The 22,390-nt window shown below is 70.4% G+C and carries 19 protein-coding genes; 8 read left to right on the top strand and 11 right to left on the bottom strand.

The window, feature by feature from the left end; all coding sequences use genetic code 11:
• Positions 1-39 precede the first annotated feature (39 nt).
• Positions 40-855 carry an SAM-dependent methyltransferase gene (locus tag ACZ5VQ_RS02995; RefSeq protein ID WP_469103377.1) on the top strand — a complete coding sequence of 272 codons (816 nt, stop codon included), beginning with the start codon at positions 40-42 and terminating at the stop codon, positions 853-855.
• Between the two features lie 22 nt (positions 856-877).
• On the opposite strand, the gene ACZ5VQ_RS02990 is transcribed toward ACZ5VQ_RS02995, so the two are convergent.
• Positions 878-1,969: a hypothetical protein gene (locus ACZ5VQ_RS02990; RefSeq protein ID WP_469103376.1), complete on the bottom strand. Its 1,092-nt coding sequence runs from the start codon at positions 1,967-1,969 to the stop codon at positions 878-880.
• 186 nt (positions 1,970-2,155) lie between these two features.
• Complete coding sequence (locus tag ACZ5VQ_RS02985; protein ID WP_469103375.1) at positions 2,156-3,073, bottom strand: SMP-30/gluconolactonase/LRE family protein; 918 nt, start codon at positions 3,071-3,073, stop codon at positions 2,156-2,158.
• A gap of 131 nt (positions 3,074-3,204) precedes the next feature.
• On the opposite strand from ACZ5VQ_RS02985, the gene ACZ5VQ_RS02980 reads away from it, so the two are divergent.
• A complete protein-coding gene (locus ACZ5VQ_RS02980; protein ID WP_469103568.1) occupies positions 3,205-3,642 on the top strand; it encodes an Lrp/AsnC family transcriptional regulator in 438 nt (145 codons plus the stop codon).
• A gap of 78 nt (positions 3,643-3,720) precedes the next feature.
• The gene (locus ACZ5VQ_RS02975) at positions 3,721-5,772 is read left to right on the top strand and encodes an NAD(+) synthase (protein ID WP_469103374.1); all 2,052 of its coding nucleotides are present in this window, start codon (positions 3,721-3,723) and stop codon (positions 5,770-5,772) included.
• 75 nt (positions 5,773-5,847) lie between these two features.
• Here the strand turns inward: ACZ5VQ_RS02975 and ACZ5VQ_RS02970 are convergent, their stop codons facing one another.
• The 6 genes from ACZ5VQ_RS02970 to ACZ5VQ_RS02945 form a co-directional block, all read right to left on the bottom strand.
• Positions 5,848-6,792 (bottom strand): TauD/TfdA dioxygenase family protein, encoded by a 945-nt coding sequence (locus ACZ5VQ_RS02970; protein WP_469103373.1) that lies wholly within the window; start codon positions 6,790-6,792, stop codon positions 5,848-5,850.
• A 502-nt stretch (positions 6,793-7,294) separates the two neighbouring features.
• Positions 7,295-7,921: a BlaI/MecI/CopY family transcriptional regulator gene (locus tag ACZ5VQ_RS02965; protein ID WP_469103372.1), complete on the bottom strand. Its 627-nt coding sequence runs from the start codon at positions 7,919-7,921 to the stop codon at positions 7,295-7,297.
• 297 nt (positions 7,922-8,218) lie between these two features.
• The gene (argG, locus tag ACZ5VQ_RS02960; RefSeq protein ID WP_469103371.1) at positions 8,219-9,673 is read right to left on the bottom strand and encodes an argininosuccinate synthase; all 1,455 of its coding nucleotides are present in this window, start codon (positions 9,671-9,673) and stop codon (positions 8,219-8,221) included.
• Positions 9,674-9,739: 66 nt separating this feature from the next.
• Entirely contained in the window at positions 9,740-11,197 is a 1,458-nt protein-coding gene (locus ACZ5VQ_RS02955; RefSeq protein ID WP_469103370.1) for a glycosyltransferase family 2 protein, read from the bottom strand.
• Between the two features lie 3 nt (positions 11,198-11,200).
• Entirely contained in the window at positions 11,201-12,019 is an 819-nt protein-coding gene (locus tag ACZ5VQ_RS02950; protein WP_469103369.1) for a glycosyltransferase family 2 protein, read from the bottom strand.
• 90 nt (positions 12,020-12,109) lie between these two features.
• Positions 12,110-13,237: a glycosyltransferase family 2 protein gene (locus tag ACZ5VQ_RS02945; protein WP_469103368.1), complete on the bottom strand. Its 1,128-nt coding sequence runs from the start codon at positions 13,235-13,237 to the stop codon at positions 12,110-12,112.
• 499 nt (positions 13,238-13,736) lie between these two features.
• On the opposite strand from ACZ5VQ_RS02945, the gene ACZ5VQ_RS02940 reads away from it, so the two are divergent.
• The 5 genes from ACZ5VQ_RS02940 (at position 13,737) to ACZ5VQ_RS02920 (ending at position 18,001) form a co-directional block, all read left to right on the top strand.
• Complete coding sequence (locus ACZ5VQ_RS02940; RefSeq protein WP_362070917.1) at positions 13,737-14,411, top strand: ABC transporter ATP-binding protein; 675 nt, start codon at positions 13,737-13,739, stop codon at positions 14,409-14,411.
• Complete coding sequence (locus ACZ5VQ_RS02935; protein ID WP_362070915.1) at positions 14,408-15,088, top strand: ABC transporter permease; 681 nt, start codon at positions 14,408-14,410, stop codon at positions 15,086-15,088. Before ACZ5VQ_RS02940 ends, ACZ5VQ_RS02935 begins: the two co-directional genes overlap by 4 nt.
• A 345-nt stretch (positions 15,089-15,433) precedes the next feature.
• Positions 15,434-16,327 carry a hypothetical protein gene (locus ACZ5VQ_RS02930; protein ID WP_469103367.1) on the top strand — a complete coding sequence of 298 codons (894 nt, stop codon included), beginning with the start codon at positions 15,434-15,436 and terminating at the stop codon, positions 16,325-16,327.
• Between the two features lie 43 nt (positions 16,328-16,370).
• Entirely contained in the window at positions 16,371-17,186 is an 816-nt protein-coding gene (locus ACZ5VQ_RS02925; protein ID WP_469103366.1) for a geranylgeranylglyceryl/heptaprenylglyceryl phosphate synthase, read from the top strand.
• The gene (locus tag ACZ5VQ_RS02920) at positions 17,183-18,001 is read left to right on the top strand and encodes a Moenomycin biosynthesis protein MoeN5 (protein ID WP_469103365.1); all 819 of its coding nucleotides are present in this window, start codon (positions 17,183-17,185) and stop codon (positions 17,999-18,001) included. The genes ACZ5VQ_RS02925 and ACZ5VQ_RS02920 overlap by 4 nt, the downstream gene beginning before the upstream one ends.
• A 15-nt stretch (positions 18,002-18,016) precedes the next feature.
• Here the strand turns inward: ACZ5VQ_RS02920 and ACZ5VQ_RS02915 are convergent, their stop codons facing one another.
• Genes ACZ5VQ_RS02915 through ACZ5VQ_RS02905 form a run of 3 tightly spaced genes read right to left on the bottom strand, consistent with a single transcriptional unit; the run spans position 18,017 to position 22,381 of the window.
• Entirely contained in the window at positions 18,017-19,609 is a 1,593-nt protein-coding gene (locus ACZ5VQ_RS02915; RefSeq protein ID WP_469103364.1) for a carbamoyltransferase C-terminal domain-containing protein, read from the bottom strand.
• Complete coding sequence (locus ACZ5VQ_RS02910) at positions 19,609-20,874, bottom strand: glycosyltransferase family protein (RefSeq protein ID WP_469103363.1); 1,266 nt, start codon at positions 20,872-20,874, stop codon at positions 19,609-19,611. Before ACZ5VQ_RS02910 ends, ACZ5VQ_RS02915 begins: the two co-directional genes overlap by 1 nt.
• A complete protein-coding gene (locus tag ACZ5VQ_RS02905) occupies positions 20,864-22,381 on the bottom strand; it encodes a B12-binding domain-containing radical SAM protein (RefSeq protein WP_362070904.1) in 1,518 nt (505 codons plus the stop codon). The genes ACZ5VQ_RS02910 and ACZ5VQ_RS02905 overlap by 11 nt, the downstream gene beginning before the upstream one ends.
• Positions 22,382-22,390 lie beyond the last annotated feature (9 nt).

Raw genomic sequence — 22,390 nt, 5'->3', positions numbered from 1 at the left:
TGGACCATCCATGCCTCGGCCGAGAGACGGGCTGCACTCATGACCGACCACGCGACGACGCCCGGACCCGAGGCGCACCAGGAGATCGACACTTCGGTGCCGCACTCGGCGCGGATCTGGAACTACTGGCTGGGCGGCAAGGACAACTACCCCGTGGACAAGGAGGCCGGTGACGCGTACACCGCCGTCTTCCCCGGGATCGTGACCATCGCCCGGAGCAGTCGCGCCTTTCTGCGCCGCAACATCACGTACCTGGTCGCCGAGGCGGGCATCCGGCAGTTCCTGGACGTCGGAACCGGTCTGCCGACCGCTGACAACACCCATGAGGTCGCCCAGCGCATCGCGCCGGAGTCCAGGATCGTCTACGTCGACAACGACCCGCTGGTCATCGCTCACGCCCGCGACCTGCTCCACTCCACCCCGGAGGGGGCGACCGCCTTCGTCGACGCCGACGTGCTGGACCCGGAGCGCATCCTGGCGGCCGCCGCCGAGACGCTGGACCTCACCCGCCCCACCGCCCTTGTCCTGAGCAACATCCTGGGCCACGTCGCCGACCATGACCAGGCATGCTCCATCGTCACCCGCCTGATGGAGGCGCTGCCGTCCGGCAGTCATCTGTCCATCAACGACGGTTCGCGAGGCGTCGATCCGGTCTTCGAGCAGGCCCAGGACGCCTACAACGAGAGCGGCGCAGTCCCGTACAACCTGCGCACCGTCGACGAGATCACGGCGTACTTCGACGGCCTGGACCTCATAGAGCCCGGGGTCGTCTCGGTCCCCCTCTGGCGCCCGGACCCCACCTCCGTCACCCCCGGACCCGTCGGCGAGCACGGCGGCCTCGCCCGCAAGCCCTGACCGCCGGCCGTACGGGCGTGCTTCAGGGGCCGAAGTGCTCCATACGTGCCTGGGCGGGCGGGTAGGGGGAGGAAGAGGTCGTGCCCACGGACCAGTACTCGCCGGTCTCGGGAATCCGGGCAAGTGCGTTGAGCACGACCGGTGTCGTCGAGACCGGCCCGCGTTCGCTCACCCAGGCCGTGCCGTCCCAGCGCAGGTAGTGCGCCCGTGTCTGGTCCCAGAAGTCCCAGCCGGCGATACGGTCCGGCCGGCCCTGGTCGTCGCCGGTGATGCCGCTGAGCAGACCGACGGTGAAGGGCGGGGTGACGTAGCTCCAATAGGTGCCGTCCCAGTGCCGCAGGACACAGCTCGGGGGCTTTCCGGGCGGTCCGCCGACTCCGTAGTCGTAGCCGGTGAGCCAGACGTCGTTGTCGGCGCGGGGGAGAAGCCCGGTGACACCGAAGCGGAGCCCTGTGGGCGGCGGCAGTTCGGTCCAGGCTCCGTCCCAGCGAGCGACGACACCGGTTCCGTACACCCAGATCTCGCCATCCGGTGTGCGGTGGACGCCTGACGGCGCCTCGGTCACCGTGCTCGGCAGTAGCGCGCACCAGCGCCACTCCTGCTTGTTCCAGTGCAGCAGCCCCTGCCCGTCACTGTTGCGGCCGGAGACCCAGGCGCGCCCGTCGGGGGCCACCGTCACGCCGGTGAGTTCGGTCCCGGTGTCCTCGCTCCCCGGGTACGCCACCTCCTGCCAGGTGACTCCGTCCCAGGCCAGAAGGTGCCCGTGGCCGGAGGTGTCGGTGCCGACGGCCCACGCCGCGTCGGCCGAGCCGCCGGCGACGGAATGCAGTTGTCCGGAGAACGCCAGATGGTTCAGGCCGGTCCGCGTCCACGCCGTACCGTCCCAGGCCATCGCCAGAGGCCTGCCCCGTGTGGAGCCGTTGCGGCCCTCTTCGCCCACGGCCCACGCGAGACCGGACCCGGCGGCCGCCACGTCGAGGAGCTGCGCGGCCTCCTGCCCGTTCGGCACGGGCACGGGCTGCCAGCCCGGGGGAAACGCGGCGGTGGCGCTGCGGGCGGCCGCGAAAGGCCCGGCCGCCGTGGTCAGCCCGAACCCTGCCGCGGTGCCGATCAATCCACTGACGAAGTGCCGTCTTCGCGCGGGAACTTCCCTTCTTGTGCCGAGTAGGGAGGATCCACCGTTGGGCAGTACGCCGAAGAGGTCAATGCACGGAGGTGAGCATCTCGCGGCCCGTCGGGAATCGGCCGAAACACCCCGGCCGACGCCCTGGAGCGAGGGTGCCGTGAAGCCGTACGGCCCTCACCGCACCCGGGGCAGGCCGGTCACGGACATCATGAGTGAGTAGAGCGAGGTCGTGGCCGTGATGAAGAGCCGGTTGTTCTTCGGGCCGCCGAAGGCGATGTTGGAGACCGGCTCGGGCACGCGCAGTCGTCCGATGAGGGTGCCGTCGGGGTCGTAGCAGTGCACGCCCTCGTCGAACGCGGCGGCCCACAGCCGCCCTTCGTCGTCGAAGCGGATGTTGTCGAAGCCGCCCTCCGTGTGCTGGGCGAAAACCTTGCCGTCCGAGAGGGTGCGATCCTCGTGCACGTCGAAGACGCGGATCTGTCCGGCTCTCGTGTCGGCGACGTACAGCTGCCTTTCGTCCGCCGAGAAGACCAGGCCGTTCGGTCCGCCGAAACCGTCGGCAACCCGCTGGATCCCACCGGTCACGGGGTCGATCCGATAGACGTCGCAGCTGCCGATCTCGCTCTCGGCGCGGAACCCCTCGTAGTCGCTGGTGATCCCGAAGTCCGGGTCCGTGAACCAGACGGAGCCGTCGGAGCGTACGACCGCGTCGTTCGGGCTGTTGAACCGCTTGCCCTCGAAGCGGTCGGCGAGCACGGTGACGCGGCCGTCGTGCTCGGTGCGGGTGACCCGGCGGTTGCCCTGCTCGCAGCTCACCAGCCGGCCCTCGCGGTCGAGAGTGTTGCCGTTGACGTGGCCGGCCGGGGAACGGAAGACCCCGATCGCGCCCGTCGTCTCGTCCCAGCGCAGCAGACGGTCGTTGGGAATGTCGCTCCAGATCAGCTGTCGCCAGGCGGGCAGATAGAGCGGCCCCTCGGCCCAGCGGCAGTCGGAGTGCAACTTCTCCAGACGCGCGTCGCCGTTCGCGCACCGCCCGGTGCGAAAGCGTTCATCCAGGACCTCGTACAGATTGTTGAGAATCTCGCCGGACATGGCCAACCTCTCTCCGTGCGGATCTGAACGTCATACTGATCTGAACGGCATGTGAGTCCGAACGCCATTCGCTGTGATCATAATATGGCCGAACCGGATATGGTGAGGGTGTGAGGATGGGCAACGGGATCGTGGACGACGTCGACAGGGCGCTGATCGCGGAGCTGCAGCGCGATGCCGCGCAGGCGTACGCGTTGCTCGGCAAGGCGGTCGGCCTGTCGGCCGGCGCGGCCCACGATCGCGTACGTAAGCTCCGTGAACGCGGAGTGATCCGCCGCACGACCGTGGAGGTCGACCCGGCCGCCCTCGGGCGGGGCGTGCTCGCCTTCGTCATGGTCGACTCGTCGGCCTGGATGGGGGAGGCGTCCGAATCGTTCGCCGCCATCCCCGAGATCCAGGAAGCCCACGTCATCGCGGGTACGGCGTCCGTCCTCGTGAAGGTGCGCACGGCCACCACGGAGCAGTTGCAGGACGTCCTGCGGCGGCTCTACGAGATCGAGGGCGTGAACGGGACGCAGGCCACGGTCGTGCTGGAGACGTTCTTCGAACGGCCGGTCCGTGCCGACTGACGGCGGTGGGCCGATGCTTGTCGGGTGCCGGGAGGCACCCATCGTGAAACTGCTTGCTGGAAAGGGCACTTCGAAATCGTGAATCTCTGGTCGATCTACCAGCATGGCTTCGCGCGGATCGCCGCGTGCACCGGTCATGCGGCCATCGCCGACCCGCCCGCCAACGCGGAGGCGGTCCTGCGACAGGGCCGCCGATGTGCGCAGGAGGGGGTCGCCGTCGCCGTGTTCCCCGAACTCTGCCTGTCCGGCTACTCGATCGAGGACCTGCTGCTGCAGGACGCGCTGCTCGACGAGGTCGAGGAGGCGCTGCAGACCGTGGTCGCCGGGTCGGCGGATCTGCTGACGGTGCTCGTCGTCGGCGCCCCGCTGCGCCATCGCCACCGCATCTACAACTGCGCGGTGATGGTGCACCGCGGGCGGATCCTCGGTGTCGCGCCCAAGTCATACCTGCCCAACTACCGCGAGTTCTACGAGAAGCGGCAGATCGCCGCGGGCGACGACGAGCGCGGCGGGACGATCCGGATCGGCGGCGAGAACGTGCCGTTCGGCACGGACCTGCTCTTCGCGGCCGAGGACGTCCCCGGCCTGGTGCTGCACGCCGAGATCTGCGAGGACATGTGGGTACCGGTGCCGCCGAGCGCGGAGGCGGCGCTGGCCGGAGCGACCGTTCTCCTCAACCTCTCGGGCAGCCCCATCACGGTCGGTCGGGCCGAGGACCGGCGGCTGCTGTGCCGCGCCGCGTCCGCCCGCTGTCTCGCCGCCTACGTCTACGCGGCGGCCGGACTGGGAGAGTCGACCACCGACCTGTCCTGGGACGGCCAGACCATGATCTACGAGAACGGCGAACTGCTGGCCGAGACCGACCGGTTCCCGCTCGACGACCAGTACGCGGTGGCCGACATCGACCTCGACCTGCTGCGCCAGGCCCGCCACCGGATGGGCACGTTCGACGACAACCGCCGCACCCACGCCGCGCGCACCAGCGGCTTCCGGTCCGTGTCGTTCCGGCTCGACCCGCCGGCGACCGACCTCGGACTGCGCCGCCGGGTCGAGCGCTTCCCGTTCGTGCCGGCCGACCCCAGCCGCCTCGCCCAGGACTGCTACGAGGCGTACAACATCCAGGTCACGGGTCTGCAGCAGCGACTGGCGGCCATCGGCGGCCCGAAGGTCGTCATCGGAGTGTCGGGTGGCCTCGACTCCACGCACGCGCTGATCGTCGCCGCCCGGGCCATGGACCGCGCGGGGCGCCCGCGCAGCGACATCCTGGCCTTCACGCTGCCCGGTTTCGCGACGAGCGAGGGCACCAAGGGCAACGCGCACAAGCTGATGCGTTCCCTCGGAGTCACCGCCGCCGAACTGGACATCACACCGACGGCCCGGCTCATGCTCCAGGAGATCGAGCACCCGTTCTCCTCCGGTGAGCCGGTGTACGACGTGACCTTCGAGAACGTGCAGGCCGGGCTGCGTACCGACTACCTGTTCCGGCTGGCCAACCAGCGCGGGGGCATCGTGCTCGGCACGGGTGACCTGTCCGAGCTGGCGCTCGGCTGGTGCACCTACGGCGTGGGCGACCAGATGAGTCACTACAACGTCAACTCCGGTGTCCCGAAGACACTCATCCAGCACCTGATCCGATGGGTCATCAGCAGCGGCCAGTTCGAAGAGGGGACCAACGAGACGCTGGCCGCGATCCTCGACACGGAGATCAGCCCGGAGCTCGTGCCGGGGGAGGAACTGCAGTCCACCGAGTCCAAGATCGGCCCGTACGCACTGCACGACTTCACCCTCTTCCACATCCTGCGCCACGGCTTCCGGCCGTCGAAGATCGGCTTCCTCGCCTGGCACGCCTGGCACGAACAGGGCGCCGGTGTGTGGCCGCCGGGGTTCCCCGAGGCCAAGCGGACGGCGTACGACCTGCCCGAGATCAGGCACTGGCTGGAGACCTTCTGCCGCCGCTTCTTCGGGTTCGCGCAGTTCAAGCGCTCAGCCATGCCGAACGGTCCGAAGGTCCTGGCCGGCGGTTCCCTCTCCCCTCGCGGTGACTGGCGCGCCCCGTCGGACAGCACAGCGGCAGTCTGGCTCAGGGATCTGGCCCGCTGGGACGCGTTGCGGGAACAGGAAGGGGAGTAGGCGAACCTCCTGACCGCGGACCGGGCTCAGCAGGGCGACGTCATGGTCCATGGAGCGGGCGCGGCACCGGCGAGGCTATGCGTACGGCCGGTCGCCCGCGATGGCGACCCGTTCCGCGACCCGGGGGTGCGGCGCGTAGTCGTTCACGGCGTAGTGCTGGGTCGCGCGGTTGTCCCAGAAGGCGACGTCGCCCGGCTGCCACTGGAACCGCACCTGGTACTCCGGGACATGGGCCTGCTGTGTGAGGTAGCGCAGCAGGCGGTCGCTCTCCTCGCGGTCCATGCCGGTGATCCGGGTGGTGAACGAGGTGTTGACGAAGAGCAGTCGCCGTCCCGTCTCCGGGTGGGTGCGCACCACCGGATGCTCCACGGGCGGAAAGGCGTCCTGGAGCGGTACGAGCCGCTCGGGCGGGTAGAAGCGGGCGAAGCCGGGGATGAAGTCGTGCACGGCGGTGGCCCCGTCGACGCGGTCCTTCACCTCCTGCGGCAGATTGTCGTAGGCGGCGGCCATGTCGGCCCACATGGTGTCCCCGCCGAGCGGCGGGACCTCGTGCAGTTGAAGCACGGCGCCGAGCGCGGGCCGCTCCCGGAAGGTCACATCGGCATGCCAGACGTTCTCGAAGGTGGGGGTGGATCCACTGCCCTTGTCGAAGCGGACGACATCCTCGCTTGACCCCTGGGCGAGCAGCGGGTTGGTCTCCAACTCCCCCCACTGCAGGGCGAAGTCACGCTGCTGCGCGGATGTCAGCCGCTGGCCCCGGAAGAACAGCACCTTCCACTCCAGCAGCGCCCGGTTCACCTCCTCGCGCAGCGCGGCTCCCAACGGCCGCGCGAGACTGAGGCCCCGTATCTCCGCCCCGATCGTGCGCCCCTGGGGCACCACCTCGAAGTGTTCGTACGGGCGCTCCTCCCACCCCTCGGGCAGGCGGCGCAGGACACGTGCACCCTCGTACATCCCGCCCTCGGGTACGCGGGCCTCGCGCAGTGTGGTGGGCTGTGGTCCGGCGCTCATGACGGTCATGGCTTCCAACTCCTCATGTGTGTACTTCCGGTGGCAGACGGCAGATTGCTCGGGAGACGTGCCCTCGCCCGCCGCCAACGGAGGAGTTCAGCGGCGCGGTGCGAACGTGCACCGGGAGTCGTCCGGGCCATGAGGAAGTGGGAGTCGATCCGTACCGTGAGGAAGGAAGACCGGCACTGTCAGGGCGGGGGCGCGGCGAGCGAAGGGCTCGGCAGCTGCCCGGCTAGCGGCCTGAGCGCTCGCACCCGGTCCGATCCGGGACGCGCAGCGGCCCCGTCGTGTCGAACCAGTGTCCGGTCATACCGATGAGTGTGTGAGTTCCGCCGGGTACTGTCAACATGGCCTCACGCGTCGGCTCGTTGTCCGCCCCGGTGTGGTGGCCGGGGGAGTTGTGGTGTCCGCCGGGCGGCGGCCGCGTACGGCCGCCGCTGTGCCACCTGCCCGCACCCCACGGTGGGGTGAGACGTGTCACCCCGACCGTGTCACCCCGACGAGGCAGTGGTCAGGCGGTGACCGGCTCCTGCTCCGCGGAGTTGTCAGCAGCAGGAGTCTCGGCCGCCGTGTAGAAGACGGACGAGCCCTGCTTGCTGCGCTGGACATGGCCCTTGGCGACGAGCCCCTCCACCGTGGTGCGCACGACCTTGGGCTTGATGTCGCGGTCGGGGTGGGCCTGGGCGAGTGCGGTGCTGATCTCCGCGGAGGACCGCGGTTCGGACTGCCGGCCGAGGTGGCTGTGGATCAGCTCCACGAGGGTGGGCAGCTTCGCCGCGGGTGCGGACGCCTTCGCCTCGGGGGTCTTGGCTGCCGCCTTCTTCGGCTTCGAGGCAGTTGACCTCTTGCGCCTGCCCGACTTGGTCTCGGCCGAGGCCTGTCGCGGCAGCGAGGGCTTGGCTGCCGTGACACTCTCCTCCTTGCTCGAACCGGCTTGTTCGAGGCTCTCGGCGCCCAGCGTCCGCTGCAGGTTCACCAGCAGGGCCTGGTCGTGCTCCAGGGCACTCAACTGCTCCTGAAGCGCGGCCACTTCGGCGCCGATACGTTCCTGTTCCTTGGTGTTGCGCTCAAGGTCCGCAGCCACCTGAGCGGCGTACTGCGTCTTGAGTTCCGTGGTCGCTGACTCGACTTCGGACATGGCAGCTACCTCTCCTCCTGCATTGTGTGGTGCTGACGCCGGATGGTACTCGCATCATCCACGCCATGATCCTCACTCTGACCAGGCTTGTCCCGCGGATCCACCACCGGGACACAACTGCCTTGGGCTGCATATGCCTGGGGAAGAGTGCTCTCAGGTGGCGTCAGCACCTCCATCACGTGCTGTCTCAATTTCAACCTTCAAGGTGAACGCGAAGCAGGAAAGGAGAGGGGCCGGTTCGACGCCAACTGCGTCGAACCGGCCCCTCGCCGTGGTGTGTTGCACCTCCATGGACGGTCAGTCCGTGCCGGACTCCATCGCGGCACGGTCCAGCAGCGCGTCCTCCTCGGAGACCTCGCCGCGGGAGGCGATGGCCTCGGCGCCGCCCTCCGGCATCTCAGGCATGGTGCCGATGAGGCCGGTCGCGGCGGCCTGGGAGGCGCCGATCGCGGGGCTGCCGGTGCCGATCAGGCCGAGGCCGACGTACTGCTCCAGCTTGGCGCGCGAGTCGGCGATGTCGAGGTTGCGCATGGTGAGCTGGCCGATCCGGTCCACCGGGCCGAACGCCGAGTCCTCGGTGCGCTCCATGGACAGCTTGTCCGGGTGGTAGCTGAACGCGGGGCCCGTGGTGTCGAGGAGCGAGTAGTCCTCACCGCGCCGCAGCCGCAGTGTCACCTCGCCGGTGACGGCCGCGCCGACCCAGCGCTGAAGTGACTCGCGCACCATCAGTGCCTGCGGGTCCAGCCAGCGGCCCTCGTACATCAGCCGGCCGAGGCGCCGGCCCTCGTTGTAGTACTGGGCGAGGGTGTCCTCGTTGTGGATGGCGTTGACGAGACGCTCGTACGCCGCGTGCAGGAGGGCCATGCCGGGGGCCTCGTAGATGCCCCGGCTCTTGGCCTCGATGATGCGGTTCTCGATCTGGTCGGACATGCCGAGGCCGTGCCGGCCGCCGATGGCGTTGGCCTCCATGACCAGGTCCACGGCGGAGTCGAACTCCTTGCCGTTGATCGTCATCGGTCGGCCCTGGTCGAAGCCGATCGTCACGTCCTCGGTGAGGATCTCGACCTCGGGGTCCCAGAACCGCACACCCATGATCGGCTCGACGGTCTCCACGCCGGTGTCCAGGTGCTCCAGCGTCTTGGCCTCGTGGGTGGCACCCCAGATGTTGGCGTCGGTGGAGTACGCCTTCTCCGTGCTGTCCCGGTAGGGCAGGCCGTGGGCGAGCAGCCACTCCGACATTTCCTTGCGGCCGCCGAGCTCGGTCACGAAGTCCGCGTCCAGCCAGGGCTTGTAGATCCGCAGGTGCGGGTTGGCGAGCAGGCCGTAGCGGTAGAACCGCTCGATGTCGTTGCCCTTGAAGGTCGAGCCGTCGCCCCAGATCTGTACGTCGTCCTCCAGCATCGCCCGCACCAGCAGCGTGCCGGTGACGGCACGGCCGAGGGGGGTCGTGTTGAAGTACGCGCGCCCGCCCGAGCGGATGTGGAACGCGCCGCAGGTGAGCGCGGCCAGGCCCTCCTCGACCAGTGCGGCCCGGCAGTCGACCAGGCGCGCGATCTCCGCACCGTAGGTCTGCGCACGGCCGGGCACCGAGGCGATGTCGGGCTCGTCGTACTGGCCGATGTCGGCGGTGTACGTGCACGGGACGGCGCCCTTGTCGCGCATCCAGGCGACCGCGACCGAGGTGTCGAGTCCGCCCGAGAAGGCGATACCGACACGCTCGCCGGTGGGCAGGGAGGTGAGGACCTTAGACATGGGAAGAGTATGCATCATTCCGCATGATCATGCAAAGCGCCTGCGGGCCGCGTACCGCGCGGGGCGTCAGAGGTATCTGACCCCCCGCTCCGTGCTGCCGGCCAGGAAGCCGGAGAGCCGGGCCCCGTAGCGGATCCAGCGGCGGCGCAGGTTCGGGGAACGGGCGAGGTCGGAGGTGTGCAGGAGCAGCCAGGACCAGTTCATGAGGACCGTCCGGTTGTCGCGGCGTTCGAAGCCGGCGTGCCGGTAGGCGGCGTACAGCCGGGCGCCGGACCTGCCGTAGTTCCACTTCTGCCGGGCCAGACCGGAGAGTTCGGCGCGCAGCCGGTAGTGCATGCGGGCGTCGTGCGCATAGCCGACCCGGTAGCCGCACAGATGGGCCCGCCAGGACAGGTCCATGTCCTCGCCGCCGCCGCGGTAGCTCTCGTCCCAGCCACCGATCGTCGTCAACACGTCTTTCCAGGCGGCGCAGTTGGCGCCCCGCGCGAAGGGCAGGAAGTCCGTCTGCTCGGTCATCGGCGCCGGCTGCTCGTCGGCGTACATGGGGCTGAGCACACTGCTGTCCAGGCTGCCGCCGATGAGGTCGGCGTCCGGGGCGGCCGCGGCCAGCGCGGCGAGCCAGCCGGGGTCGGCGACGTCGTCCGCGTCGCAGAAGGCGATGAAGTCACCGCGGGCGTCGGCGATTCCGCGGTTGCGGGCGTAGCTCTCGCCGGGGCGCTCGTGGGCGTCGACGATCCGCAGGCCGGGCAGGTCGGGGCGCGCCTTCTCCGCCACCTCGCACGTCGAGTCGGTCGAGCCGTTGTCGACGACGAGGACCTCCCACGGGGCGGTGTAGGTCTGGGACGCGAGCGCACGCAGCTGTGCCGGGAGCGTGAGCGCGCCGTCACGGACGGGGATCACGACGGAGACGAGGTCCGGGGCTTGTCTGCGTACGGACGCGTCCGTGGAGGGCGCGTGTGCGGAGGGGACGAGGTGGGTGTCCCGTACGAGACAGGTCCCCGCGGCCAGGGCGGCGGACGCGGTGGCGGCGGTGTCGTCGGTCCGGCGTCGCACCAGCAGTCGCGGCACCATGACCCACACGGCCTGACGGCCGCTCGTGTGCAGCAGATCGCGGCGTACGGCGTACGCGGCACCGTCGAGACCGGGCGTCAGGGTGATGCCCTCGACCAACGCGTCGGCCCGCAGCCGGAGCGTGCCGCACTGGACGAGGCCCGCATCGTCCCGGGCCGCCCGGGCCAGGTGGTGCAGCCAGTCCGGGAGGGCCTCGTCGCGGCCGTGGAGGAAGGCGACGTAGGGAGTGCGGGCGGCGCGCGCGGCCTCGACGCAGACCTCGGCAGCGGTTTCGGACGCGCAGCGCATGAAGGCCGGCCGTGGGTCCGGCGGTGGGTCTGCCGGGGTGACCACCGTGATCGCGGCGGGCGGCAGGGACTGGCGAAGCAGGCTGCGCACCGCGGGTTCCCACTCACCCTCGGGTGCCGCGACGACCACGGCGATCTCGGGCAGGGGCGGTTCCACGCTGGTCACCCGTCACCCGCCCACCGCGACCGGGTCCAGCGTGAAGTCGATGTCGTTGGGCGGCGCGACCAGCAGGGGCAGCAGCTCCTCACGGGTCGTCGCCTCGCGGCGGCGGCGTTCCTGGGCGTTCATGACCTGTGTGTAGGAGCGGCGTTCCGCCGACCCGAAGCCCGTCTCGGGCGCCTGGGTCAGCGACTGGGGCCAGATCCGGTAGCGGTACAGCACGTGGCGCACACTGCGCAGCCGGTACAGCCGGGCCGCCCGGAGGTGGAAGTCGGTGTCCGCGCCCAGCCGAACCGTGCCGTCGAAGCCGCCCAGCCGCTCCAGCACCTCGCGGCGCACGACCGACGACGGGTGCAGCACCACCGTCGAACGGCCCAGGCGCATCCACAGGTTGCCGTTGCGGGGCATCCGGCGGCGGCCCGTGCTGTCGCCCGCGGCGTCGATGTACTCGTAGGCGCAGCCCACCAGGTCGGCCTTGTCCCGTTCCAGCAGGGCGAGTTGGTGGCGCAGCCGGCCCTGCAGGCTGATGTCGTCGGCGTCCTGGAAGGCGACGTACGGGGTGTCCACGCGCTCCAGGACCTTGTTCTTGATGCGCAGATGGCCGACGTTCTCGGAAGTGCGCAGCACGGTCAGACGCGGGTCGTCGGCGTGCGGACGCAGTGCGGCGGTCCAGGTCTCGTCGGGGGAGCAGTCGTCGACCACGACCAGGCGGAGGTCGGTCCGGTCCTGAGCGAGGACCGAGGCCGCCGCGACGCCCAGGTAGTCCGCGCAGTCGTAGTGAGGCAGGACGACGGTGACCGCCGCCTCCTTGTGCGCCGATGTCCGCACGGCGTCTCCCTTCCGGGGCCGCCGCAGCGGGCAGCCGCCTGTGTCGGCGTGCGGACGGCCGCCGTGCCGGGCGGCCGTCCCGTGTCAGCGTCAGGTGCGTGCCGCCGCGGGCCGCCCCTCGGCGGCCGGGCTCATGAAGTCGCCGTCGTCGCCCCACGGCACGTGCCGCAGCGGGCGGCCCGCCGCGCCGCGTACGGCGAGGCTCGCGGCGACCGAGCAGAACCAGGTCAGGTGTACGGCCTTGACGGTCCAGCGCTTCAGTCCCCGTACCGGGCCGCCGCTGCCGTCCCAGGCTGCCAGCGGCCACAGGCCGTGGAACAGGGTGCCGGTGAGGTACGTCCGCGCGGTCGCCCACGGGTAGTCGGCCGTACAGGTCACATGGCTGTAGAGGGAACGACGCAGCCGGCTCAGCGTGTCGTGGGTCCGGGTGACCCGGTAGAAGCTGCCCCGGGCGTCCGGCAGTACTTCGAGGTCGTGCAGCGGGTCGGCCGCGTCGGGGTCGAGGAGTTCGAAGAGCACGTAGCCGTCGTCGGCCAGGCGACGGGCCGGGATGCCGTCGGCGACGACGTCGGCCGCGACGAGCATGCAGGCCGCCGCCGGGTAGGAGCCCGGTGGCACGGTGACGCCGGAAATACGGTCCATCGTCCGCGACGCGGCCGACGTACGGGGCAGGGCCACGAGGTGGGCGCCGACCGCGCCTGCGCAGCCGCGTTCATGGAAGCGGTCGACGAGCCGGGCGAGACAGCCGGGGGCGAACTCGACGTCGTCGTCGGTCCACAGCCAGCCGGTGTGGCCGAGCCGCCGGGACAGTCCGAGCGCCGTGTTGACCGTCCGGAGTTTCCCCCGGCCCGGCAGTGCGAATCCGACGACGGGTATCGCGGAGGCCCTGGCCCTGGTCAGCCTGCGCAGCCGGTCGACGGCCTCCGCCTGTTCGCCGCGGCCGTACTGCATGCCGAGCCAGATCGTCAGCGGCAGTCCGGGACGCGTTTCCCGTACGTCGGCGAGAGCGTCGAGGAGATGACGGAGAGCGGTCTCATGGGCCGTCAGGTCGCAGCGCGCCACGTACGTGGGCAGCAGCACCCCGAGTCCACCGGAGGGCCGTCCGGTCTCCAGGTCCGCCGGGTCCTGCTGGACCTCTCCCGACCTGACCAGAGTCACCGGAGTGTGTGACGGGGGCAGGGGGTCGAAGCCGCGGGCCACGGCGCGTTGCCACCACATGCGCCCGCTTCCGGTGCCCCCGAGCATCCGCGTCCCTTCGCCGGCCGACCCGTGCACCACCCGTTCCGGCCCTTCGTCGGATATCCGGGACGAAGGGGAATTCACCGTCGATGTGCGCGGTCGATGTGCGCGCCGCGCAATGTGCGAAGTGTGCTGATTTCGACGGGGCGTACTCTAACCGGCGCCTTGAAGTGATCACAAGACGGTCGTCCTGTTTCGGGTCGATGGCCGAAATCCCTGCGTTCCGGTTGCACCGGTTCGGTGAATCATCCGGGCAGGCGCACGGGAATCGGATGGTGGCCTGGCCGAATTCCACTGCCGTCGCGCGGAGTTACCCTCGAAGGGTATGCGTGAAACGGCCGAAACTAGTCGGCCGAATTCTTTCACTCCACCCTGTGTGTCGGCGGTGTGTGCGGCCCGCTCGCTGCTCTGTGGCAGGCTGACCGCACAGCATTCCGCGCCATTCGTCGCGGGCGGCGGAAGGAAGAAGGTGTCACACATGAGGTATTCCGCACGTGCGGAACAGCAGTTGGGCGGGACGTCCGGGCCGCCGTCCGGGCGTGACGTCCTGCTGCACGCGCACGGCATCGTGAAGAGCTACGGCCGCCGCCGCGTCCTGGACGGCGTCGACCTCGTCGTGCGCGCGGGCGAGGTCGCGGCGATCGTGGGCAGCAACGGAGCCGGCAAGTCCAGCATGCTCAAGATCTGCGCCGGGCTCCTCGCCCCGGACAAGGGCCGGGTGACCATCTCCGGACGCCTCGGCTACTGCCCGCAGAACGCAGGCGTCATGGGCTTCCTCACGCCGCGCGAGCACTTCACGCTGTTCGGCACGGGCCGGGGCATGGGTGGCCGGGACGCCGACCGCAGGGGGCGCGAACTCGCCTCCAAACTTGACTGGTCGGTTGCTCGCAACACCCTGGCCAAGGACCTGTCGGGCGGTACCCGGCAGAAGCTGAACGTCGTCCTCTCCGCCCTCGGCGAGCCGGACGTCCTGCTGCTCGACGAGCCCTACCAGGGCTTCGACCGGGGGTCCTACGTGGACTTCTGGCAGAACGTCTGGGGCTGGCGCGACCAGGGCAAGGCGATCGTCGTCGTGACCCACATGCTCAACCAACTCGACCAGGTCGACCATGTGCTGGACCTCAGCCCCGACAAGCAGGGGGCGGGCCGATGAGCCGGACCCTGCGCATGGCCGAGATGACACTGCGCGAACTGCTGCGCCGGCGCGGCGTGCTGGGCCTGCTCCTCCTCGTGCCGCTGGTGTTCTATCTCGGTCGGCACGACCAGCCCGGCCAGGCCATCCGGTTCGTCAGCCTGGGCGTGGGGTTCGCGGTGAGCACTGCCGCCCTCTTCTCGGCCGTCGGCGGCCGGGAGATCGAGTCCCGGCTCACCCTGTCCGGCTTCCGGCCCCGGCATCTGTACCTGGGCCGCATGATCGCCCTCCTCACGGCCGGGCTGCTGATCTCTGCGCTGTACGCCGTGGTCGTGATCGTGGACCAGGACGTGGCGAACCCGCAGGCGGTCGCCCTGGAACTGGCGCTGACCTCGCTGGTCGCCGTCCCGCTCGGGCTGCTGCTCGGCCTCGCCGTGCCCCGGGACCTGGAGGGCAGCCTGCTGCTGATCTCCGTCATCGGCGCCCAGATGGTGATCGACCCGGCCAAGGACGCCGCCAAGGTACTGCCTTTCTGGTCGACCCGGGAGATCATCACGTACGCCGTCGACGGCGCCGGCAGCGGTTCCCTCGTCTCGGGCGCGACGCATGCCGTCGTGGTGACCGCGCTGCTGGTTCTGGCGAGCGGCGGCGTCATGTCGGTGCGATTGCGGCGGCGTACCCACATGCAATTCGTGTGAATCCGCCGCGAGTCCGTGCGGCGAGTCGGGGGAAAGTGACTCTGTCTCGCCGATACGAACGCGTGTAGGGTTGGGGAATCGTCCTGCCGGTGCGGTGTCCACGCATCGGTACGGTGGCCCGGCTCGTCGCCTCTCCCCAGAAAGGAGAGATTCGTGAACGGAGCACAGCGATTACCCCTCGGTGAATCAGCCGAACAAGCCCTTTCGAGGGCAACGGAATTCCTCCGGACCGCACGTGATGCGGACGGTTGGTGGAACGACTACGAAGTCCGTGGCCCAGGCCAGTTCTGGGCCACTGCCTTTGTCGGTGCCTCACTCGCGGAATTGACCGAGGGCCCCGGGCGATTGGCTGCGGAGTCCGCCTGGGAGCTGCTGAGACAGGCCCGTGGCCCGTCCGACGGCTGGGGCTACTGCCCGCAGGTTCCCGGTGACGCCGACATCACTTCCTGGGTACTGCGACTGGCCGAGGCACTGGGTGCCGAGGACGACCTCCGTGCGGACGAGGGATACCGCTTCGTCGCGGCGCACCTTCAGGAGGACGGCGGCATCTCCAGCTATCTGCCCCAGATCGCCGCTCCCTTCCTCGACCGGGTGGCCCCCCGTTGGGACGCCTGGTACGCCAGTCATGTGTGTGTCACCTCGGCAGCCGCCGGACTGCTCCAACTGCCCGTGCACGAGCGGCTGTTGGCCCGCCTCCGGGAGATCCAGCGGCCGGACGGGTCGTGGCCCGCCTACTGGTGGCCGGATCGTGAGTACCCCACGGCGCTGGCGGCCGAGGCGCTCACCGCGGGCTGCCCGGCCGGGGACCGTCCCGAGGCGCTGGCGGCCGCCCGCTGGGCCGCCGACAGGATCGGTGCGGACGGTGCCGTGCGCACCGAGTGGGAGCCGGAGGGCTCCGCCTTCGCCACCGCCTTCGCCATCCGGGCCGTGCTGGCCGGCGAGCTGCCCGAGGGTCGTGATGCCGTCCGCCGGGCGGTCTCCTGTTTGACCGACTCCCAGGAGAAGGACGGCAGTTGGCGGCCGTCCGCATGGTGCCGGGTGCCAGGCCCCATGGAGTTCGACCCCGACGCACGTGAGCACTGGGAACGCGGACGGCGCGGCAAGGCCGCGCTTGGCTCCGTCGTCCTGGACACGAAAGCGCTCTACACCACCGCGTCCGTCGTGGCCGCGCTGGCCAAGGCGAGCACCGCGGCGGTGTCCTCGGCGACGGCCGCGCCGAGCCGCGCGGACCTCGCATGACGGCGCGCAGCGCGCCACGACCGGACAACGAGGGGGAACGCTGGTGAACACGTCACCGCAGTTGGTCCAGCGCACGGAAGTCCCGGCCGTACCACCCCTGCTGGGACCAGGAGCCGTCCTCGGGCGGCTGCGGGGCCACGAGCGGGGGCCCGTCCACATCATCGACCCGTTCAAGGTGCCCCAGGCCGAGGCCGTGGAGAAGGCGAAGATGCTCGACGACCTCGGCTGTCCCGCCCTCATCCTAGCCAGCACCGACTACGAGTCGTTCGAGTCCCGCATGGACCCGTACGTGGCGGCGATCAAAGAGGTCAGCTCGCTGCCGGTGCTGCTGCACTTCCCGCCGCGGAAGGGCCTTGGCTTTCCGCTGGCCCGCGGCGCCGACGCCGTCATCCTGCCCGCGCTGCTCGGCTCACGCGACGACTACTACGTGTGGAAGAGCTACCTGGAGACCCTGGTCAACCTGCCCGGCCGGGTCGACCGCGAGGACTGGCCCGAACTCCTGCTCACCGTCGCCCTCACCTTCGGCGAGGACCACAGGACGGGGGACCTGCTCGGCACGGTGCCGGTGGCCACCACGAGCTCCGAACAGATCGACCGGTACATAGCGGTCACCCGTAGCTTCGGCTTCCACATGGTGTACCTGTACTCCCGCTACGCCCAGGTCCCCGTCGACGTGGTCAGCCACTTCCGGCGGCAGCTCCATCCCGACCAGATCCTGTTCGTCAGTGGCAACGTCCGCCGACGGGAGCACGTCACCGCGTACCTGGAGGCGGGCGCCGACTACGTGGGCTTCGCCGGGGCGCTGGAGCACGTCGACTGGCGGTCGACGCTCGCCGAGATCACGGCGGACCGGCCGTGACCGCGGTACTGCCCGAGGCCTACACCACGTCCATGCTGGTCACCGAGGCCGCGAACCGCGACCACGTCACCGACTTCGTCGCCCGCAACGGCGGCTCCCCCGAACTCGTGGCCCACACCGCGGCGTTGCGCCTGTACCTGAGGGTGCCGCACTTCCTCACCGAGTGGGTCACCGAACCGGGGCGGCGCACCGCGGTGGCCCGGGCGCTGGCCATGGACATCGTGGCCATGAAGCTGCTCGACGACCTCATGGACGACGACACCGGGCTCGACCGCGTCGAACTCGCCTGTCTGTGCCTGCACCTGCACCTGACAGCGCTGCACGAGATGTGCGCGCTCGCCGCGGACGCCCGCGCCGTGACCGACGTGCTCGAACACGACTTCACCGCGGTCTGCACCGGCCAGATCCGCACCAAGAGCCACCGTGCGGAGAACCTCGACGAGTGGTGCGCCAACGCCAGCACCTACGGCGCCACCTTCCTCGGCTGCTACGGCACGCTCTCCGCGATCTGCGGCCGGGAGGAAAGGTCCGTCGACCCCGCGAGGAGGTTCGCCGAGGCGTTCGGCACGATCATCACGATCGCCGACGACCTGACGGACTACGACCGCAACGGCGAGCGGGAGGGAAACCTCGGTCATCTGATGCGCACCGGGGCCGTGCCCGCACGGGACGTCGAGGCGCTGCTGGAGCGGTTGCGTGCCCAGGCGCTCGACGCGGTCCGGGAGCAGCCGGCCTCTTCGGGGCTGGTCCCCGTCGTCGGCCTGTACACCGACGACGTACTGGACCGGCTGCTGCCGCGGCACCTCGTGCACTGACCGTCGGCCGACGGCCTACCGGGGCTCGCTCCGGTAGGCCATCACGTCGTCGAAGACGAACAGGTCGACGTCGCTGTGCGCGAAGTCGTCCAGTACGTGCCGGGCGGTGTGCGCGATGGCACGGCCGGGGCCGTTGAGCGAGGTGTTGATCAGGGCCGGGACACCGGTCTGCGCCTCGAAGGAGGCGAGCAGCCCGTGCAGCCGCGGCTGGTCGGCACCCAGGGTCTGGATCCGGCAGGTCCCGTTGATGTGCCGGGCCTCCGGGGCGGTGCCCTCCGGCAGCTGGTACTCGAAGAGCATGTACGGGGACGGCCGGCCGGCCGGGTAGAGCTCGGCGAAACGCTCGTCGCGCATCACGGCTCCCAGCGGGCGGTACCACTCCCGCTGCTTGAGCTTCTCGCTCATCCGCTTGCGCATCCCGGACGCGGCCGGGCTGCCCAGCAGCGAACGGTGCCCGAGTGCCCGCGGTCCGAGTTCGGCCGCCCCCTCCGTCAGGGCCACGACACCGCCGTCCCCGAGCAGCCGGGCGACCGCGTGGGCGTCGTACGGAACGGCCTTCAGGCCTGACGTGTCCAGGGCGGCCAGGACCTCGGCGGGTGGCTCACCGGTGCCGTTGCCGTACACGCTGAGCGGTTCGGGCTTCTGGCCCAGCACGTAGGTGAGGGCGTAGATGCCGGCGCCCGCCAGGTGCCCGGCGTCGCCGCAGGCCGGCGGGACGGCGATGTCGCGGCCGAAGGCCTCGCGCAGCGCCGAGTTGGCGACGATGTTCAGCGCACAGCCGCCGCCGAGGGCGATGGGCCCCACCCCCGTGGCCGTGCGGGTGACGTGCCGGTCGAGCACGTCGTGCACGGCTTCGGTGAACAGCTCCTGGAAGGTGGCGACGACGTGTGCCGCTGTCTCGAACTCGGGGTGGAACTCGGGGCGTTCGGCGAGTTCGGCGCGAACCCGCTCGGCCAGCTCCAGATCGTGCATCACCTGCGGATCCACGGCCTGCAACTGCTCGCGTATGCGGGCGTCCGGCTGCCCGTAGCCGCCGAGGGCCATCACCTTGCCTGCGACGCTGGGGCTCTTGCCGAAGCCCAGGAGATGGCCGATCGCGGTCCAGCCGAAGCCGTTGCCGTACCAGGGCAGCGGGTCCTTCGCGATCCACTCCAGGCGGTCCTCCTCGACCCGGAACAGGGAACTGCGGGTGAGCTGTCCGCGGCCCTCGTTGACCAGCACGAGGGTGCCGTCCTCGTGGCCCGCGTAGTGGGCGGCGAGCGCGGCGTGCGAGAGCTCGTGGGTGACGACCACGCAGTCCACCCGCCGGCCGAGCAGGTCGCAGGTGGTCCGGTGGTGGGGCGCGCCGGCGTTGATCCGTTCCATCGCGCGGTCCAGGTCCGGGATCCGCAGCAGGGCGCTGCGGACCGGGGTGCTGACCGCCACCAGGTCGATCCCGTCGGTGTCCACGCACTCCTGGGACAGCACGTGCTGGAGCGCGATGTCGGAACGGTGGTCGTGCTTGACGCGGGTGAGCCGTTCGGTCTCGACGGCGAAGACCAGCCGCCCGTCCTCGAAGTAGCCGACGCCGGTGTCGTGACCGGCGGAATGGAGAGACAGTACCTTCATCAGCGCTCCTGGTCAGCGGGTGTGAGGGTGGGTACGGCCGAATACGGGGCCCACTCGACGGCGTGCAGCGGCCGACCGGTCAGCCCGCGCAGGTACAGCTCCGTCCCCACCCCCGCGAACCAGGCGAAGTAGAGCCACTTGATCAGCGCCTTCTGGATGCCGAGGCGCCGTCCGCCGGCGCCGTCGAAGCCGGTCAGTGGCCACAGGCCGGCGAACAGGATGTGGCGGAAGTAGTGCCGGACCATGGGCAGGGGCCAGTCGGCGAGATCGACGAGGTGGTTGAGGAGGAGCCTGCGGATCCTGCGGCGGGTCTCGCCCGCGGGACCGGCGACGTAGTAGTGGCAGCGGGCGTCCGGTACGAGGCGCAGCCGGGTGAGTGGATCCGGCAGGGCGGGATCGAGGAGCCGGAAGCAGACGTAGCCGTCGTCGGAGACGTAGCGGCCGGGCATGCCGCCGGACAGGACGTCGGTGGCCACCAGGATGCAGCAGCCGTGCGGGTAGTTGGTCGCGGGCGCCGCGATCGCCTTGGCGCGGGCCAGCAGGCGCGAGGTGGCGAACTCCTTGGTGTGCGGGATCTTCGTGGCGCCCACCGCTCCCCGGCAGCCGGCCGCCAGGAAGTCCCGCACCAGCCGCGACAGACAGCCCGGGTCCAGGGTCACGTCGTCGTCGACCCAGCCGACGCCCGCACAGCCGAGCAGTTCGGCCACCTCTATCGCGGCGTTGAGGGTGCGGGGCTTGCCGGGACCGGGCAGGGACAGGCCGCACACGGGCACCTGCGGCAGTCGGGTGCGGGCCCGCAGCAGCAGCGCCCGCAGCCGCCGTACGGACTCGTTCTCCTCCTCGGCCGAGGACCACTGCATGCCCACGAACAGCACGGCGGGGGCGTTCGGGTGGTCCTCGGTCAGCTCGGCGACACGGTCGAGCAGGGCGTCCAGGCGCTCCGCCTGCTCGGCGAGGGGGCCGCGGGAGACGTAGGTCGGGGCGATCAGGGCGAGGACGGGGGAGCCGGGACGCAGGGCGTCGGCGGCGGCCCGGGCATGGGAGAGCAGCGGAGCTTCGCCGGACGGCCCATCTGGCAGGACGTAGCGCACCGCCACCGACCAGGACGGCGGCGGACGGAAGCCGCGGGCCATGGTCTTGCGGACGTGGTGGGTCAGGAACGGTTCGCCGCGCCGCCGCCGGCCGCGGGCCGGCAGTGGCGCGTTGAGGCGGACGGGAGGGCCCGGTCGCACGGACGCGGCCGGGCGGGCGGTCTCAGAAGTCACGGTCGGTGTTCGAGGTCGACCGGGCCAGGCTGCGCAGACCGTCCAGGGTGTTGCGCCACTGCCCGGTCGAGGCCATGTGGGACAGCAGCGGCTTCGCCATGGAGCGGCGCAGGAAGAACGCGCGGTAGGCGGCCTGGGCGCGGCGCTGGGCGTCGGGCACCAGATAGCCGATCCGCGCGTCGAACTCGCCCTGCACGAACCGGTCCCAGTAGTCGGCGGGTATCTGCCCCGCGGCCACGGACTCGGTGTGCAGCGGGGTGCCCGGCAGCGGGGTCGCGGTGTAGAAGCTCGCGTAGTCCAGCGGGATGCGGCAGGCGAGGTCGACGGTGGCGCGGAACTGCTCCGGGGTCTCGCCGAGCCAGCCGACGATGAAGTAGCCGAAGCCCTTGATGCCCGCCTCGTGCGCGGAGGTGACGGCCCGTTCGATCTTCTCGATGTCGCTCTCCTTGCGCATCCGCTTGAGTATCTCCGAGTCGCCGTGCTCGATGCCGAACCGCAGCCGTACGCAGCCCGCCCCGGCCATCGCCTTCAGCAGCGGTTCCGGCACCAGGTCGACGCGGGTCGGCGCCTCCCAGCGCACCTTCAGACCCTGTTCGCCGATCAGCGCGCAGATCTCCCGGACCCGGCCGCGGTGCAGGGTGAACACGTCGTCGTAGAACATGATCTCCTTCACCCCCCACCGGTCCTTCAGCTCCGTCATCTCGCCGACGACGTCCTCGGGGGAGCGGTACATCGACTTCTTGTCGACGGCCTGCTTGAAGCAGAAGCTGCACTTGAAGGGGCAGCCCCGGCTGGAGATCATCGTCGCGAACGGCCGGGGAGCCATGATCGAGTAGTAGCTGTTCATCGGCAGGCCGTCGCGGGAGGGCCAGCCGACCTCCTCCAGGTTCACCATGGGCGCGGCGCCGCCGTCGTGTTCGCGGGTCACCAGGCCGCGGATGCCCTCCGGTTTGTCGCCCTGCTCCATGGCCTCGGCCAGCTCCGGCATGATCGTGATGCCTTCGCCGACGCCGACGTAGTCGATGCAGTCGTGGAAGAGGTTCTCGCGCGCGTAGACCTCACTGTGCGGGCCGCCGAGGATGACCTTGGCACCGGTGCTCTTGGCCGCCTGGCAGGCCTCGACGGCCCCGGGCAGCCCGGGCGTGGTGGTGCTGACGCCGACCAGGTCCGGTTCGAAGTCCGCGAGCAGTTTGCGCAGTCCCTCGCTGTCCAGGCCGAGGGCGGGGGTGTCGACCTGGATGACGTTGTGGAAGCCGGCCGACTTCAGCGCGGTGTGGATGTAGCCCAGTCCGAGGTGCGGCAGGACGCCTGCCCTCTTCTGGATCTGGGTGATCTGCCGGGTGTTGAGGCACAGGTCGTGGTGACGGACCAGCGCGATCCGCAGGTTCCGCTTGCGCCAGCGCGGCAGGCCGGGGCGGGCCGGTGTCTTGGCGACGGCCGTCGAGCAGCCGCCCGACGCGGTCCCCGCCGCCGCACCGGTACTGATGACGGGCAGTGTCTTCCGCATGATGTCCCC

Source organism: Streptomyces sp. NPDC033178 (genome assembly GCF_055577685.1).
Note: the sequence above shows the minus strand (reverse complement) of the source record. Positions and strands in the feature narration are given on the sequence as shown.

Bases quoted from the DNA above. Each gene is read 5' to 3' on its own strand.
- ACZ5VQ_RS02995 (WP_469103377.1), top strand. From the start codon at position 40: ATGACCGACCACGCGACGACGCCCGGACCCGAGGCGCACCAGGAGATC.
- ACZ5VQ_RS02985 (WP_469103375.1), bottom strand. From the start codon at position 3,073: ATGTCCGGCGAGATTCTCAACAATCTGTACGAGGTCCTGGATGAACGC.
- ACZ5VQ_RS02970 (WP_469103373.1), bottom strand. From the start codon at position 6,792: ATGACCGTCATGAGCGCCGGACCACAGCCCACCACACTGCGCGAGGCC.
- ACZ5VQ_RS02965 (WP_469103372.1), bottom strand. From the start codon at position 7,921: ATGTCCGAAGTCGAGTCAGCGACCACGGAACTCAAGACGCAGTACGCC.
- argG (WP_469103371.1), bottom strand. From the start codon at position 9,673: ATGTCTAAGGTCCTCACCTCCCTGCCCACCGGCGAGCGTGTCGGTATC.
- ACZ5VQ_RS02945 (WP_469103368.1), bottom strand. From the start codon at position 13,237: ATGTGGTGGCAACGCGCCGTGGCCCGCGGCTTCGACCCCCTGCCCCCG.
- ACZ5VQ_RS02940 (WP_362070917.1), top strand. From the start codon at position 13,737: ATGAGGTATTCCGCACGTGCGGAACAGCAGTTGGGCGGGACGTCCGGG.
- ACZ5VQ_RS02935 (WP_362070915.1), top strand. From the start codon at position 14,408: ATGAGCCGGACCCTGCGCATGGCCGAGATGACACTGCGCGAACTGCTG.
- ACZ5VQ_RS02915 (WP_469103364.1), bottom strand. From the start codon at position 19,609: ATGAAGGTACTGTCTCTCCATTCCGCCGGTCACGACACCGGCGTCGGC.
- ACZ5VQ_RS02905 (WP_362070904.1), bottom strand. From the start codon at position 22,381: ATGCGGAAGACACTGCCCGTCATCAGTACCGGTGCGGCGGCGGGGACC.